Source organism: Budvicia diplopodorum (assembly GCF_009800925.1).
GTDB lineage: Bacteria > Pseudomonadota > Gammaproteobacteria > Enterobacterales > Enterobacteriaceae > Budvicia > Budvicia diplopodorum.
On sequence record NZ_WOYF01000001.1, the window covers coordinates 480,097 to 496,081 of the forward strand.

The 15,985-nt window shown below is 47.7% G+C and carries 14 protein-coding genes; 1 reads left to right on the top strand and 13 read right to left on the bottom strand.

Features of this window, described 5'->3' with window-relative positions; all coding sequences use genetic code 11:
* Positions 1 to 34 precede the first annotated feature (34 nt).
* The 8 genes from cvpA to pdxB all read right to left on the bottom strand — a co-directional run bounded on the left by cvpA (position 35) and on the right by pdxB (position 7,665).
* Positions 35 to 529: a colicin V production protein gene (gene cvpA / locus GVI43_RS01990; protein ID WP_159565075.1), complete on the bottom strand. Its 495-nt coding sequence runs from the start codon at positions 527 to 529 to the stop codon at positions 35 to 37.
* A gap of 133 nt (positions 530 to 662) precedes the next feature.
* The gene (dedD, locus tag GVI43_RS01995; protein ID WP_159564864.1) at positions 663 to 1,460 is read right to left on the bottom strand and encodes a cell division protein DedD; all 798 of its coding nucleotides are present in this window, start codon (positions 1,458 to 1,460) and stop codon (positions 663 to 665) included.
* Positions 1,453 to 2,733: a bifunctional tetrahydrofolate synthase/dihydrofolate synthase gene (gene folC, locus GVI43_RS02000; RefSeq protein ID WP_159564866.1), complete on the bottom strand. Its 1,281-nt coding sequence runs from the start codon at positions 2,731 to 2,733 to the stop codon at positions 1,453 to 1,455. Before folC ends, dedD begins: the two co-directional genes overlap by 8 nt.
* 91 nt (positions 2,734 to 2,824) lie before the next feature.
* The gene (accD, locus tag GVI43_RS02005) at positions 2,825 to 3,733 is read right to left on the bottom strand and encodes an acetyl-CoA carboxylase, carboxyltransferase subunit beta (RefSeq protein WP_159564868.1); all 909 of its coding nucleotides are present in this window, start codon (positions 3,731 to 3,733) and stop codon (positions 2,825 to 2,827) included.
* A 186-nt stretch (positions 3,734 to 3,919) separates the two neighbouring features.
* Entirely contained in the window at positions 3,920 to 4,582 is a 663-nt protein-coding gene (locus GVI43_RS02010) for a DedA family protein (protein ID WP_159564870.1), read from the bottom strand.
* 13 nt (positions 4,583 to 4,595) lie between these two features.
* Positions 4,596 to 5,411, bottom strand: a complete 816-nt coding sequence (truA, locus tag GVI43_RS02015; RefSeq protein WP_159564872.1) for a tRNA pseudouridine(38-40) synthase TruA — start codon at positions 5,409 to 5,411, stop codon at positions 4,596 to 4,598.
* On the bottom strand, positions 5,411 to 6,421 hold the full coding sequence (locus GVI43_RS02020; RefSeq protein ID WP_159564874.1) for an aspartate-semialdehyde dehydrogenase: 1,011 nt from the start codon (positions 6,419 to 6,421) through the stop codon (positions 5,411 to 5,413). Before GVI43_RS02020 ends, truA begins: the two co-directional genes overlap by 1 nt.
* A 116-nt stretch (positions 6,422 to 6,537) precedes the next feature.
* On the bottom strand, positions 6,538 to 7,665 hold the full coding sequence (gene pdxB, locus GVI43_RS02025; protein ID WP_159564876.1) for a 4-phosphoerythronate dehydrogenase PdxB: 1,128 nt from the start codon (positions 7,663 to 7,665) through the stop codon (positions 6,538 to 6,540).
* A gap of 392 nt (positions 7,666 to 8,057) precedes the next feature.
* On the opposite strand from pdxB, the gene queC reads away from it, so the two are divergent.
* Positions 8,058 to 8,747: a 7-cyano-7-deazaguanine synthase QueC gene (queC, locus tag GVI43_RS02030; RefSeq protein WP_159564878.1), complete on the top strand. Its 690-nt coding sequence runs from the start codon at positions 8,058 to 8,060 to the stop codon at positions 8,745 to 8,747.
* 89 nt (positions 8,748 to 8,836) lie between these two features.
* Here queC and GVI43_RS02035 read toward each other — a convergent pair whose 3' ends face one another.
* From GVI43_RS02035 to clpX, 5 genes are all read right to left on the bottom strand, one after another.
* Positions 8,837 to 9,175, bottom strand: coding sequence for a ComEA family DNA-binding protein (locus GVI43_RS02035; RefSeq protein WP_159564880.1), 339 nt, complete (start codon positions 9,173 to 9,175; stop codon positions 8,837 to 8,839).
* A gap of 171 nt (positions 9,176 to 9,346) precedes the next feature.
* Positions 9,347 to 11,233, bottom strand: coding sequence for a peptidylprolyl isomerase (gene ppiD / locus GVI43_RS02040; RefSeq protein ID WP_159564882.1), 1,887 nt, complete (start codon positions 11,231 to 11,233; stop codon positions 9,347 to 9,349).
* A 256-nt stretch (positions 11,234 to 11,489) separates the two neighbouring features.
* Positions 11,490 to 11,762 carry a nucleoid-associated protein HU-beta gene (hupB, locus tag GVI43_RS02045; protein ID WP_029094964.1) on the bottom strand — a complete coding sequence of 91 codons (273 nt, stop codon included), beginning with the start codon at positions 11,760 to 11,762 and terminating at the stop codon, positions 11,490 to 11,492.
* Positions 11,763 to 11,950: 188 nt separating this feature from the next.
* Complete coding sequence (gene lon, locus GVI43_RS02050) at positions 11,951 to 14,308, bottom strand: endopeptidase La (protein WP_159564884.1); 2,358 nt, start codon at positions 14,306 to 14,308, stop codon at positions 11,951 to 11,953.
* Between the two features lie 391 nt (positions 14,309 to 14,699).
* Complete coding sequence (gene clpX / locus GVI43_RS02055) at positions 14,700 to 15,968, bottom strand: ATP-dependent protease ATP-binding subunit ClpX (protein ID WP_159564886.1); 1,269 nt, start codon at positions 15,966 to 15,968, stop codon at positions 14,700 to 14,702.
* Positions 15,969 to 15,985: the final 17 nt, after the last annotated feature.

Genomic DNA, 15,985 nt, shown 5'->3' on the forward strand with positions numbered 1-15,985 from the left:
TCAGTATCACCGCACTCCCACCTGACGATTGTGTCTATTGCGTAGGGTGAGGCAAGAAACTCGACGTGCTTTGCAAGTAGTCAAAAAACCACTTGATGATGTGACTAAATTGCGGGATCAACTGAGACTGAGTCCAGTCAGCAGTGTGTGAGAATGATGTAAATGAATCGAGGAAAAACAGCAGAGCCGCAACAACCAATACGCCGCGTAATGCGCCAAAGCAAACACCCAACACGCGATCGGTACCGGAAAGTCCGGTGTGTTTAACCAAAGAGCCAATCACATAGTTAACAATCGCACCCACAATTAACGTAGCAATAAATAGCGCCGCAATCGCAATTCCATTACGAACCAGCTGATCTTCAAACTGCGTAAAGTAGACGGTCAGATAGGGGTAAAACTGACTGGCAACAAAAAACGCAGCGATCCAGGTAATCAATGACAGAGCTTCTCGGACAAATCCACGAATCAGGCTCACCAGCGAAGAGAACGCAATCACGCCGATAATCACATAATCAACCCAAATCAACATATGTACATCCATGTATTCGTATCACGACACTTCATAAAATCAGCCTATAAATATTGCGCTGTCTGATTTGCAGCGCATTCTATCAGAAAAAGAAAACGTTTGCGTAGTGTAATTACGCCTTAAGCAAACGTTATCGTACGGTACTAAATGCTTTAACTTCACCATTTAATCCACTGAGCCTATTTAGCTCAGGAAGTGCCGCTTCTAGCTTTTGCCTTGACGGATCCGGGCCAACCACTACCCGAGTCACTTTTCCCTGAACGGGCACTGTCGGAACGGTATAAACCCGATAGCCTGATAGCTTAAGCGTGGCGACAATTTCATTCACTTTATCGGCATTTTTCAATGCGCCAAGCTGAACGATAAACGCCTGACCAACCGGAGGCTTCTCTTTCGGCTTTTCAGCTTCAGCTGGTTTAGTTTCAGCTGGTTTAGCCTCAGCAGGCTTAGTTTCAACCGGTTTGGTCTGAACGGGCTTAGCTTCAACTGGCTTAGTCTGAACAGGTTTAGTCTCAGCAGGTTTTGGCTTAGCTTCAGCCGGCTTAGATTCCACAGGCTTAGGCTCTACGCGCCTAGATTCCGCCGGTTTGGTCTGCTCCGTTGGGGCTGGAGGAACGACGTCAGGATTAGCCGGAGCCGAATTATTACCCGCCGTGGTTGACGCTAACGGTGGTGATTCAACCCTACTCGCATCCGGTTGCCCATTCCCTGCCGTTTGCGTAGCGCCGTTTTCCGGCGGCAACGAGTGATTTACCGTTGGTAAAATCTCGGCATTTTGATCGTCTCCTTCTTTAGGCACTATGGGAATAGAGGCGAACTCGTCTTCATAATGCTTTTTCTTACCATCAAACAGGCTGGGAAGGATAATTACGCCGACGGCAACAATCACCACGGCACCAATCAGCCTGTTCTGAAATTGACTAGCCACACTGTTCTCCTTTCTCTAACTCCAGCGCTTCCATAACGTGCGCTACAGTATGGAATGAGCCGCAAACGATAATGACATCCTGAGGCTTGGCGTCCTTCAAGGCCTGCTGCCAGGCATGAATAACGTCAGCAAAGCTGCTCGATCCGGGTAAATATTGTGCCAACCGTTCGGCCTTCGCACCGCGCGGCCCGTCAAGCGACGCACAGTACCAAACGTCCACTAACGGTTTAAGCAACGCCAGCGTGCCTTCGATATCTTTATCGGAAAGCATACCAACGACAGCATATATTTTTCCCCCACGATCCGGCAATGCAGCAAGGCGCTCGGCCAAATAGCCAGCAGCATGAGGGTTATGAGCAACGTCTAATATTCTGAGGGGCGATTCGCCTACCGTTTGGAAACGCCCCGGCAAAGAGGCCTGATTAAGCCCTTGAATAATGGCACTGTCGCTGATCTTCAGAGATGAATAATGCAACGCCGCCAGCGCCGTCGCCGCGTTCGCTACCGGCACATTCGGTAGCGGCAAACGTTCAAGCCTGCGGTTACCCGACTGCCAGCACCACTCACCCGATAGGGAATTTAGCTCAAATGACCACTCATAGCCACGCCGGTAAAGCGGTGCGTTAAGCCCAACGGCAACGTCACAAATGGTAACGGGCATATCCGGCTCACCGACAACGGCAGGTTTGCCTGCTCGAAAAATACCCGCCTTCTCCCGGCCGATACTTTCACGATCGCAACCCAGCCAGTCGGTATGATCCAGCGCAATGCTGGTCACCACGGCCACATCAGCATCGACAATATTTGTCGCATCCAGACGCCCGCCTAACCCGACCTCTAAAATAACAACGTCCAGCCCGGACTGTTTGAACAGCTGGAGCGCCGACAGCGTGCCGTATTCAAAATAGGTTAAGGAGATATCTCCTCGTCCCTTTTCAATTAAAGCAAAAGCCTGAGTATGTTCATGCTCTGCCAGTTCCTGCCCCTGAATTCTAACTCTTTCACTATAGCGAATCAGATGAGGGGAACTATAAACGCCGACCCGATAGCCTTGAGCCATCAGAATAGTTTCCAGCGCCCGGCAGGTGGTGCCTTTACCGTTAGTACCGGCAACGGTAAAAATATAAGGGGCGGGCCTGAACAACCCGAGATTATCGGCCACAGTACGAACGCGATCTAACCCTAATTCAATCGCTTTAGCGTGTAGATGCTCAAGATAGTAAAGCCACGAAGCAAGAGGCGACGTGGCTTGAGGTATATCCAGATCTTTCATGATTCCCGTTCACTTAGCTACGGTTTCATTTTTTTCAACCCGGTAGCAAAAAAGCAACCGGGCTGTGCGTTTATCATTAGCGGCTAACTAATCAGGCATGTTTTGCATCATTTGAAGAGGCATCAGATTGAATCTGCGCTCCTTCAAACGGCTGCGGCTGATTAGTCAATTTGGCTAAAATGCTGGCTAAGCGCGGGCGCATTTCCGGACGGCGTACAATCATATCAATCGCACCCTTTTCAATCAGGAATTCACTACGCTGGAAGCCCGGCGGTAACTTCTCACGCACCGTTTGTTCAATAACCCGAGGACCAGCAAAGCCGATCAGCGCTTTTGGTTCAGCAACGTTAATGTCGCCCAACATCGCTAAACTAGCAGATACTCCGCCCATGGTCGGGTCAGTTAACACCGAAATATAAGGCAAACCCTGCTCTTGCATTTTCGCTAATGCCGCACTGGTTTTGGCCATTTGCATCAGTGAAAACAGCGCTTCTTGCATACGGGCACCGCCGCTGGCAGAAAAACAGACCAGAGGACAATTGTCTTTCAGCGCTTGCTCAACGCCGCGAACAAAACGGGCACCGACAACCGACGCCATCGAACCGCCCATAAATGAAAACTCAAACGCCGCAACAACGACAGGCATTCCGTAAAGTGTGCCTTTCATTACAACCAGCGCATCTTTTTCATCCGTTTCTTTCTGTGCAGCAGACAGACGGTCTTTATATTTTTTAGAGTCTTTAAACTTAAGCAGATCTTTCGGCTCAAGCTCGCTACCCAGCTCGGTGTCGCTTCCTTTATCAAGGAAGCTGTGTAAACGCACGCGGGCGGTCATTCGCATGTGGTGATCGCACTTAGGACAAACGTCTAAATTACGATCTAATTCGGCGCGGTAAAGCACCTGCCCACAGCTGTCGCACTTAGTCCATACTCCCTCAGGAATCGTGGCCTTACGCGTTGGCGCGCTACTTTTACTTAAAATTCGTTCAATCCAGCTCATTGATGACCTTTCTGTTTGAACCTAGCATAATGCTGGTCTGTTATTCAAACGGATATCTATCCGTTGCGACAATCAGTGTCTGACACGGATAAGCCGCCCATTAAACCATATTGGCCCGATAGAGTGGACTAAAAACTTATCGGAGCCGTTCATTCTCTCATAGCCGTAAAATAATACATTGAATTATTATGAATTATTGTTTTTTCCAGCCGTGCGCCTGTGGCGTAAAACTTCAATTACTCCCGGCAGTATTGAGATAATAATAATCGCTACTATCAATAACTTTAAATTTTCTTGTACGATCTTCAAGTCGCCAAAAATATATCCTGCGTATGTGAATAGCACAACCCACACCACCGCGCCGATCACATTATAGGCAGCAAAATGGCGATAGCTCATATGCCCCATTCCGGCGACAAAGGGAGCAAAAGTGCGAACAATCGGAACAAAGCGGGCCAGAATAACCGTTTTGCCGCCGTGTTTTTCATAAAACGCATGGGTTTTATCGAGGTAACTTTTGCGAAATATTTTAGAGTTCGGATTTCTGAACAGTTTTTCACCAAAAATCCGGCCAATGGTATAGTTAACCGCATCCCCCAAGATGGCGGCGGCGATCATGAGAACAACCATGGCATGCACATTAATATCGTTGGTCGGTAGCGCCGATAGCGCACCAGCAACGAACAATAATGAGTCTCCCGGTAAAAATGGCGTCACGACTAGCCCAGTTTCACAGAATAAAATCAGAAATAAAATACCGTAGACCCAAATACCGTAGTCGGCAAAAATCTGAGCCAAATGCACGTCAATATGCAGAATAAAGTCAATTAGAAAAGTGATGTATTCCATAGAAGGTTATCAATCATCCACAAAGGTTGTTATCTAAAAATAGCGGGCCAAAAGAAACTGCAGGTAGATTAAATTGGTCCGGGTAATCGACTGAAACTAAGTATAGACCTTCAGCTTTGCCAGTGGCGGCAGCCAGCTTACGATCCTTTGCGGCTAGCAGCTCAGCCATCCAGCTTTCATGTTGATTACCACAGCCAATCTCTAACAGGCTACCTACTATATTTCTTACCATATGGTGTACAAAAGCATTGGCTTTTATATCTACCACCACATAGTTACCCTGCCGCGTCACCTTTAAATGTTTCACATTTCGCCAAGGCGTACGCGATTGGCACTGAACCGCACGAAAAGAAGTAAAGTCATTTTCACCCAGTAAACACTGCCCTGCCCGGTGCATACGCTGCTCATCAAGCTGCAGATGAAAGTGCGTAACCCCATGGCTCAATATGGCAGGACGAAAGCGGTGGTTATAAATAATATAGCGGTATCGGCGGGCCGTTGCACTAAATCGGGCATGAAATTCACTATCAACCTCTTTAACCCAGCGCACGGCGATATCTGAAGGTAAGTTAGCATTTACCCCCATTGTCCAGGCAACCTCTTTACGAACAGCATGAGTCTCAAAGTGTACAACCTGGCCGGTAGCATGAACGCCAGCGTCGGTTCTGCCGGCACAAAAAACGCCGATTGGTTCATTCGCTACCTGAGTCAGCGCTTGCTCCAAATGCCCCTGAACGCTGGCAACGTCTTGCTGGCGCTGCCAGCCATAGTAACGGCTGCCGTCATACTCTATACCGAGCGCAATCTTGATTTTGCCTTCGGCGGACATTAGTACATATACTCCTGAACCATCAGCTCGGCCGTTTTAACCACCATTAACGCCCCGCCAAAGCGGACATTATCAGCCACCGACCAGAACTGAATAAGCTCAGGAATACCATAATCATTTCTTAAACAGCCAACGCTTAAGTGTGGATTTCCCGTCGCATCGCCAACCTGAGTAGGATAATCATCACTCTCACTAATCTGAATGTCATCGGCGTTATCCAGCGCATCGGCCGCTTCCTGAGCCGACAGCGGGCGCAGGCCTTCCAGATGAACTATTTGAGCATTGCCATAAAATACCGATGACTGAATGCACGACACCGAAATAGGAAGCCCACTGTCTTGTAATACTTTACGCACTTCATTCACTAAACGGCGCTCTTCTTTTACGCTACCTTCGGAGTCAGGCAGTAACGGTAATAAATTGAACGCTAGCTGTTTGGGAAAGAAACCCTCTTCTACCGGTAACCCGTTCAGTAAGCGCGCACTTTGCCCGGCCAAATCGTCAACGGCAGCCTTGCCATGAGCAGATGCTGCGAGCATCACCGTCACCTGCAGGCGAGCCAGATCGGCAAGATCGGACAACGGCTTAATGGCGGTTAAAAGCTGGCTGGTTAAGCTGTCAGCAACGGCAACGATATTACGGTTACGATACTCAGCAAGCGCCTGAGGATTCACATCCGGTACGACTAAAGGCACATCGGGTTCCAGAGAAAACAGCCCGCTATTATCAATGACCAGACAGCCATTATTAGCGGCTTCTTCGGCGTACAGATTCGCAGCCTGAGGACCGGCAACGAAAAATGCTAGTTGGGCCTGTGACCAGTCAAATTGGGCGGCATTCTGAACAATAATACTTTTACCGTTATAGCGAATAGTTTCACCAGCGGTACGCTCACTGGCTAAAAGGTAGAGCTCTCCGACCGGGAAATTACGCTCTTCCAATAACTCAATTAACGCTTCTCCCACTGCTCCGGTGGCACCAAGTACGGCAATTTGCCAACCATCAGTCATGCTGAATTCTCCGAAAAATAACCATAAGTCGATCCGAGGCGAGATTGTCCGCAGCTTTAGCCGCGGAAAAAACGCCGTAATATAACGCTGAACTACATGAACTATGTCCGATGGAATTAAATCAGTTTGGTGCTGAACCCTAGCTGTTGCAGTAATGCCTGACTGTTTGCATTATCGCACTCAACGGTCAGCGAAGACCATTCCCGACGTTCGATATACTCTTTGCGTAAGCGGTCAAACTCGCCGGGCTGACCGGCAACCGCTCTCAGCGGAGCATCATCACGGCGGACATCATACACCAGATGAATCAATCGTTTGAGCCTGCTCTCGTCCAATTCACCATTTAATGTAATCCGGTTGAACTCGGCTTCAGGCAGCAGAGAGGATAATTCAATACTTTTTGGCTGCCCGATATGCTGGCTGAACGCTTGATAAATTTGAGTAGTACCGCGCGCTTTACCCTCAAGGGAGTAACCGGCAATATGCGGTGTGCCAACATCAACCAGTGCTAACAGCGGCAGCAGTAGCTCAGGCTCCTGTTCCCACACGTCCAGAATCGTACTGAGATTTTTGCCCTGCTCCAGCGCATTGAGCAACGCTTGATTATCAACGACTGCCCCGCGTGAGGCATTGATCAATATACGCCCTTCCGGCAATGCTGACAGTAAATCAGCATCTACCATATGATAGGTTTTATCTTGCCCTTCACGATAAAGCGGAGTGTGGAAGGTTAAAATATCGGCCTCTTTAACCAGTTTATCCAGTGGCCAAAAGGTTTCACTACTGTCGACACGCGCCCTTGGCGGATCGCACAGTAGCGTATTAACCCCCAACGCGTTTAAACGAGCGTTTAAACGGGAACCCACGTTGCCGACGCCGATAATCCCCACCGTTTTATCTTTTAACGAAAATCTATCCCGCTCGGCTAGCATCAGTAGCGCTGAAAACACATATTCAACCACAGCAATCGCATTACAGCCGGGCGCACCGGAAAAACCGATCCCTTGCTGCGTGAGCCATTTATCATCTACGTGATCCGTTCCTGCCGTTGCGGTACCAACAAAGCTAACCTTAGAACCCGCCAGCAATGCCTGATTCACTTTGGTAACTGAACGTACCATTAAAGCATCGGCATCGGCCAGCACGGAGCTATTTAGCTGTCGACCGGCAACTAAACGCACATCCCCCAACTGCCCGAATAGCGTTTGGGCGTAGGGCATATTTTCATCAGCCACAATTTTCACGTTATTTTTCTCTTATGCATTCCGGCTAAGCGCCAGAGGGTTCATATTGTTGAGACGACCCATCGCAAAACATGGCATCATAGCCGCGTTATCAGCCCTAGCGAACAATATAACCAAGTTAGGCGTACGGGCCGTTTCGGTAATACCGAGCTATTATATACCCAAAATAGTCCGAGTTGCAGGAAGGCGGCAAGTGAATAGAGCCCGATGAGCATACTGGAGTAAGTGATTCGGGTATACCTACGTAGCCAACGCACCTGCAGCTTGAACTATTAGGGGTATAACCCCCCTTAGCCCATTTATTGGGCGTAAATATTCAGTAATCAGGTATGAGGCACATGCCCTACCAATAAAAACAAAAGTCAGCATCGCGTTAAATTTATGGAGCTTACATGAAGCGTGCAGTGGTAGTTTTCAGCGGCGGACAAGATTCAACAACCTGCCTTATTCAAGCGCTCAAGCAATATGATGAAGTGCACTGCGTCACTTTTGACTATGGTCAACGCCATCAGGCTGAGATTGATATCGCCCGGGAACTGGCAACAAAGCTTGGCGTTACCGCGCATAAAGTGATGGACGTACGGCTCCTGAATGAACTGGCTATCAGTAGCCTGACCAGAGACAACATTCCAGTCCCCAAAGCCGCCGACGATGGGATCCCCAATACCTTTGTGCCCGGCAGAAATATCCTGTTTCTGACGCTGGCCGCTATTTATGCCTATCAGATAAAATCTGAAGCGGTGATCACCGGCGTTTGTGAAACTGACTTCTCTGGTTATCCGGACTGCCGTGATGAATTTGTTAAAGCGCTCAACCATGCCGTTTCATTAGGAATGGCCTACAACGTTCGGTTTGAAACTCCGCTAATGTGGCTGGATAAAGCCGAGACTTGGGCTTTAGCCGATTATTACGGTCAACTGGACCTAGTTCGCCAGCAAACCCTAACGTGCTATAACGGCATTCAAGGTGACGGCTGCGGCGAATGCCCTTCCTGCCATTTGAGAGCCAACGGGCTTACTCATTATTTAGCCAACAAGCCGAACATCGTTAGCCAGCTCAAAGCTAAGCTGGCGCTAGAATAACGAGCACATTGGTTTTCTCCATACTGTTTCATATCGATATGCCGCATATCACACCAGCCGGTGAAATATGCGGCCCGCTTAGTAGAAAATTAAAGCTTCAGTCGAGATAAGTTGCGTTCCACCGTTGCGGCCCCGATACCGGGAACCTCTTTAAGCTGGTCGATGGTGGCAAACGGGCCGTGTTTCTCCCGGTAGCTGATAATATTTTGCGCTTTCTTCAAGCCTATACCATCCATTACGTCTGCCAGCTGTTCTGCCGTTGCCTGATTTAAGCTGACCTGAGACTCTTTCGGCTCCGCCACCGTTACGCTGGTTGCCGGAGTTGGCTCTTTCACGGTGGTTTTTGCCGGTGCGGCGTTGCCGATAGCCGGAATCAATAAAGTGCCTGTCAGTAACACATTAATGAAAATTGAAGACAATCTTTTCATACGGAAATCCTTAATATCAAAGTTAACTGTGCCAGTTGGTCACAGAACCCGTACATTGCCAATATTGAGAACAACCAACAATCGAGAGATTTCAGATATGCAAAAGGCCACCGAAGTGGCCTTTGAATAGAAGCAAGCTATTACAAAAATTTGCGAAGCTTATTGCACATTTTACTGTGCTTCACCGATGTCACCCATCTTAATTTTCGCCTGCTGACGAAGATTACTGACTAGTGAATCTAGAATAACTCCGCTAGTTTGCTTCACAAGCTCATCGCTAAAGGCTTTCGCCTCTTCACCGGTTAACGTCCCGCTATGAACTGCATCGAGAGCAACTAACACAACTTCGTCATCTTTATTGGTTGAGACGCCATAAGTCGGTTTATTATCTTTAGGCAGAGCCAGAGCAAACGTGCTTTCAGCCAGTTGGGCGTCGTCTGAGCGACGGGTGATAACCTGCTTGTCGCCAAACTTAACGTTAGCTGCGCTAAGGGCTTCATTGCCTTTATCGGAGCTTAACGCCACCAGCAGCTTATCAGCCTGCTCGCGCGCCATTTTCATCACGTTCTGACGCTTTAATAACGCCGTAATATCAGCAGAAACTTGCTCAAATGGTTTAATCGCTTCCGGGCGATGTTCAGCAATACGCAGTACAAAGGCGCGGTCGCCTTCAACGGTAATCACATCAGAGTTCCGGCCCGGAGCGCCGTTAGTACCAAACAGGGAACCGCCAAAGATTTCCTGAGCGATTTCAGGGTATGAGAGCGCTTTTGGAATATTGTCACGAGTAAACCAGTCGCTTTCAACCGCTTTAAGACCGGACGCCTTCTCTGCATCGGCCAGAGACAAATTATTACTTCCGGCACCGTCAATCAGCTTAGCCTGCAAGTCTTCATATTTGTTATATGACTTCTCCTGAAGCAGATTCTGAGTGATTTCCTTCTTCACGTCATCAAGCGGCTTTTGTTGCTCCGGCTGAGTATCATTCAGGCGCACAACTAAATAGCCTAAATCAGAATGGATAAGGTCAGAAATTTGGCCTTTCTCCGTTAGTTTCGCTTTGGCGATATCATCAGTGACTGCGCTGGCTTCTAGCCATCCGAGCTCACCGCCTTTAGCCGCGGAGTCTTTGTCTATCGATTTTGCTTTAGCTACGTCAGCAAAGTTTGCACCGGTCTTTAATTGCTCCAGAACAGACTTCGCGTCACTCTCTTTCTCCAGCACAATAATACTGTAGTTAAAACGCGGCTTTTGCATATACATCGGTTTGTTTTTTGCGTAGAAATCAGCAATTTCCTGAGCGGTAACGGTGAGACCGTCCGTCAGCGATGCCGCATCAACCTCAATATAGTTCACTCTGACGCTTTCAGGCGCAGTGAAGCGGTTCTTGTTCTGCTCATAGAAGTCTTTAACTGCCTGTTCAGAAGGCTCTGCCGTTTTCTGAGCGGCCAATGCAGCCATATCGATGTTAGCGGTACGTATATCGCGCTTTTGGTCAATCAGAGCAATAATCGATTGGGCTTCAGACGGTAACGCAAAGTTAGTACCGGAATAGCCTTCAAGCAGTTGCTGAGTCAGAAGCTGTTTACGCATCAGTTCAGCATACTGTGGAGGCTGATACTGGAACTGGTTAAGCAACTTCAAATATTTATCGTTATCAAACTTACCGTTGGTCTGAAATTCAGGAGATGACTGAATAGCCAATCGCACCTGATCGTCGCCGATAGCCAAACCAATTTTTGCTGCATATTGGTCAAGCAAAACGTCATTGATCATTCGATTCAATACTTGCTGACGCATTTGCTTCATATAGCCTTCATTCGAGGCTAATTGGGAGAATTGATCGCCTAGCTGTTGTTGTAAACGACTACGTTCACCGGCTAAAGCCTGTTCAAAATTCGCACGGCCGATTTCTTGTCCGTTGACTTCGGCGGCATACTGTTGAGAACCACCACTGAGGTAGCCGCTAACGCCGGTCAAAACAAACGATACGATAATCATGGCCAAGATAACTTTAAGTACGACGTGATTGGCGGCCGCACGTAGATTGTCCATCATAGGGTGATAACACTCCGCTGTAATAGGCTAAACCATGAAACCTTGTAATAGCGGCTAAACGCCGACAGGTTTGCATTTCTACCAGTGCAGCATGTTGCTTAGCACAGGTAATGGTTATGGGTTTATGATCACCTTAAAAAAGGCATAAAAAAAGCGCATCTTAAAGATACGCTTATATTCTATCAGTTCATTGCGATTAGGTAATGCTTTAGCGCTAAAAATAATAAGCGCAATAAAACAATAACCGACAAAGAACTTAGTTAACTGCGTCTTTCAGTGCTTTACCAGCACGGAATGCAGGAACTTTCGCTGCTGCGATTTTAATTTCTTTGCCAGTTTGTGGGTTGCGGCCAGTACGCGCAGCGCGCTCACGAACAACAAATGAACCAAAACCAACTAAAGCAACCTGATCTCCGCTCTTCAGCGCTTCAGTTACAGCTTCAATGATTGCATCTAACGAACGGCCCGCTGCAGCCTTAGAAATATCTGCTCCCGCAGCAATTTGGTCGATCAGTTGTGACTTATTCACTATTAAATCCCCTTTACGATAAATTGTCGTCCCTGATCATCGATAGGGATACGACGCCACTGCTGTTATATCAGGCAAGACCTGCCATAGCAAGTCATCTTGACACCTTAATTTAACGGCACATAAAAAAACTGGCAAGAGAGAATACCCTTGCCAGCACCAGTTTTATCTAGAATATTTGCTGTCTGTCACTGTTTTGGGCTAACAGGCTGCGCACCGAAGGCCGGATTGACCAACGCAAGCGCCAATACTTCCTCAATTCGCTCCACGGGGTGGATGTCCAAATCGGCAATAATGTTGTCTGGAATGTCTTCCAAGTCGCGCTTATTCTCAAAAGGAATCAGAACCGTTTTGATTCCCCCCCGGTGAGCAGCCAGCAATTTTTCTTTCAGGCCACCAATGGGAAGCACGTGCCCGCGCAGCGTAATTTCACCGGTCATCGCCACATCAGCACGCACCGGGTTACCTGTTAAGCAAGACACTAACGCAGTACACATTGCGGTACCGGCACTTGGGCCATCTTTTGGCGTAGCGCCTTCAGGTACGTGTACGTGAATGTCGCGTTTTTCATAGAAGTCGGCATTGATGCCTAACTTCTCTGCTCTGGCGCGAACCACGGTTAATGCAGCCTGAATGGACTCTTGCATCACTTCACCCAGCGAACCGGTATAGGTTAGCTTGCCTTTACCGGGAACACAGGCCGTTTCGATAGTCAGTAAGTCGCCACCAACTTCGGTCCATGCCAGACCGGTAACCTGCCCGATGCGATTTTCGCTGTCTGCACGGCCGTAGTCAAAACGTTGAACGCCTAAAAACTCTTTTAAGTTATCGCCGTTAACGGTGATGTGCTTAATGCTCTTATTCATCAACAGCGTTTTAACCGCTTTACGACAGACTTTAGAAATTTCACGCTCCAGGCTACGTACGCCAGCTTCGCGGGTATAGTAACGAATCATTGACACAATCGCCGAATCATCGACGGTTAACTCACCTTTTTTCAGTGCGTTACGCTCAAGCTGTTTCGGTAATAAGTGCTGCTTAGCAATGTTTAGCTTTTCATCTTCGGTATAACCCGACAGGCGAATCACTTCCATACGGTCCAATAACGGTGCAGGAATATTCATCGAGTTAGAGGTTGCCACAAACATTACGTCAGACAGGTCGTAGTCCACTTCTAAATAGTGATCGTTAAACGCCACGTTTTGCTCTGGGTCCAACACCTCTAACAGTGCTGATGCCGGATCGCCGCGCATATCCGAAGACATCTTATCAATCTCATCAAGCAGGAACAGCGGGTTTTTAACCCCGACTTTTGCCATTTTCTGAATCAATTTACCCGGCATTGAACCAATATAAGTCCGGCGATGACCGCGAATTTCAGCCTCATCACGAACGCCACCCAGCGCCATACGAACGTATTTACGTCCGGTAGCATTAGCAATGGACTGGCCCAAAGAGGTTTTACCCACGCCCGGAGGCCCGACTAAGCAAAGAATAGGCCCTTTGATTTTGCTAACGCGGCTTTGAACTGCCAGATACTCAAGAATACGATCTTTGACTCGGTCGAGCCCATAGTGATCGGTATCGAGAATTTCCTGCGCTTTGTTCAGATCCTTTTTTACTTTACTACGGGCATTCCACGGAACTTGAATCATCCAGTCGATATAGCCGCGTACCACCGTTGCCTCTGCGGACATCGGTGACATCATTTTTAGCTTTTGAAGCTCAGCCTCAGTTTTATCACGGGCCTCTTTTGGCATCTTGGCCGCTTCGATTTTGCGCTTCAGCATTTCGTTCTCATCGGGCGCATCGTCCATCTCACCCAACTCTTTTTGAATGGCTTTCATTTGCTCATTCAAATAGTACTCACGCTGGCTTTTTTCCATCTGCTTTTTGACCCGATTACGGATCCGTTTTTCAACCTGTAGCAGATCGATTTCTGATTCCATCATCGCCATTAAAAATTCCAGACGTTCGCCTACGTCCGTCATTTCCAAAACGGTTTGCTTATCGCTGAGCTTCAAGGACATATGGGCAGCAATGGTGTCGGCCAAACGCGCTGGATCTTCAATACCGTTCAGCGAAGTCAGAACTTCCGGCGGGATCTTTTTATTCAGCTTGATATAACCGTCAAACTGATTGATTGCCGTACGAATCAGTACTTCTTGCTCTTGCTCATCAATGCCGACGCTGGATAAATATTCTGCCTGTGCGGCAAAATGCTCGCCGTTATCAGCAAGCGTAGTAATTCGGGCACGCTGAATTCCTTCAACCAGTACTTTCACCGTACCGTCTGGTAATTTCAACATTTGTAGAATAGAAGCCACGGTTCCCACAGCGTAAAGATCGTTAACGCCCGGCTCATCCTGAGTGGCATCTTTCTGAGCCACCATGAGAACTTTCTTGTCCTGCTCCATAGCAGCTTCAAGACAGCGAATAGATTTTTCTCTACCAACAAATAATGGGATAACCATGTGCGGATAAACCACTACGTCTCGTAATGGCAGTGCCGGAATTTCAATGCGTTCGGAACGCTCAGCATTCATAGAGCTCTCTCTTTGTTAGTTTTTCACCCAAAAATATTGGTTGAAAAAGGATATTCGCCATTAACGTAATACTATAGAAGAGTATATGGGGACAATTAAGGTACATTCAACGGTAGAATTAGATAAAAAAATAGGATAGTTGAAACCTGTTCCAGTCATGTTTGATAGCGCGCGCGTTATCCGCAAAGACCGAAGCCATTAATCTCCCTTACTTAATCTATACAGTAGAATAAAGATTAACAAAATCAATATGTAAAATAGGCCAAATTTGTATTTTTCCTATTCTAACCTTCAGTCACAGCGCTCATTTCTACCGGTACGGAATAACGCGATAAGAAAGGCCCGATAAACGTTTCGGTTTATCGGGCCTTTTAACTGCAGTGCTAAATCGTTATTCGCCTGAAGCCTGAGCTTCGGGTTTTCCATAGATTAGTAACGGCTCTGAATTAGATTCAATCACCGATGCATCAATAACGACTTTTTCAACGTTTTCCAGCGATGGAATTTCATACATCGTATTCAACAGTGCAGCTTCAACGATAGAACGCAGACCACGAGCACCGGTCTTACGTGACATTGCTTTCTTCGCGATAGCCACTAGCGCTTCGTCTCGGAACTCAAGCTCTACGTTCTCAAGATTGAACAGCGCCTGATACTGCTTGGTTAACGCATTCTTAGGTTCATTCAGAATCTGAATCAGCGCCTGCTCGTCGAGCTCACCCAAGGTGGCAACAACCGGCAGACGGCCGATAAACTCTGGTATAAGACCAAATTTAATCAAATCTTCAGGCTCAACCTGTCTAAACAGTTCGCCTTCCGTTGCTTTATCAGAATCTTTCTTAACCGTGGCAGCAAAGCCAATACCCGTTCCGGTTTCAACGCGCTGACCGATGACTTTATCTAAGCCGGCAAATGCACCGCCGCAAATAAATAGGATCTTGGAGGTATCAACCTGCAAAAACTCCTGCTGCGGATGTTTACGCCCGCCCTGTGGAGGAACTGCAGCAATGGTACCTTCGATCAGTTTCAGTAAAGCCTGTTGTACACCTTCACCGGATACGTCACGGGTAATGGATGGATTATCTGACTTACGAGAGATCTTATCGATTTCATCGATATAAACGATGCCCCGCTGAGCTTTTTCAACGTCGTAATCACATTTTTGCAGCAGCTTTTGAATAATATTCTCAACGTCTTCACCTACATAACCAGCCTCGGTTAAGGTAGTGGCATCGGCCATAGTGAAAGGAACGTCAAGCAGACGGGCCAACGTTTCTGCCAGCAGCGTTTTACCGCTACCGGTTGGGCCAATCAGCAGAATATTACTTTTAGACAGCTCAACGCTACTGTTGCTAGAGCTACGCAAGCGCTTGTAGTGATTATAAACCGCTACGGCTAACACTTTCTTAGCCTGCTCCTGCCCGATGACATAGTCATCCAGGTGGTGACGAATTTCATGCGGAGTCGGGAGCGCGCTACGATCTTTATGCGGCACTAACTCTTTGATCTCTTCACGAATAATATCGTTACATAAGTCGACACATTCATCGCAGATATACACTGACGGCCCAGCGATTAATTTGCGAACTTCATGCTGGCTTTTACCACAGAAAGTGCAATACAGCAGCTTTCCTGAACCGTCTTTGCCCTTATCTGTCATTAGTAAACCTCATAGAT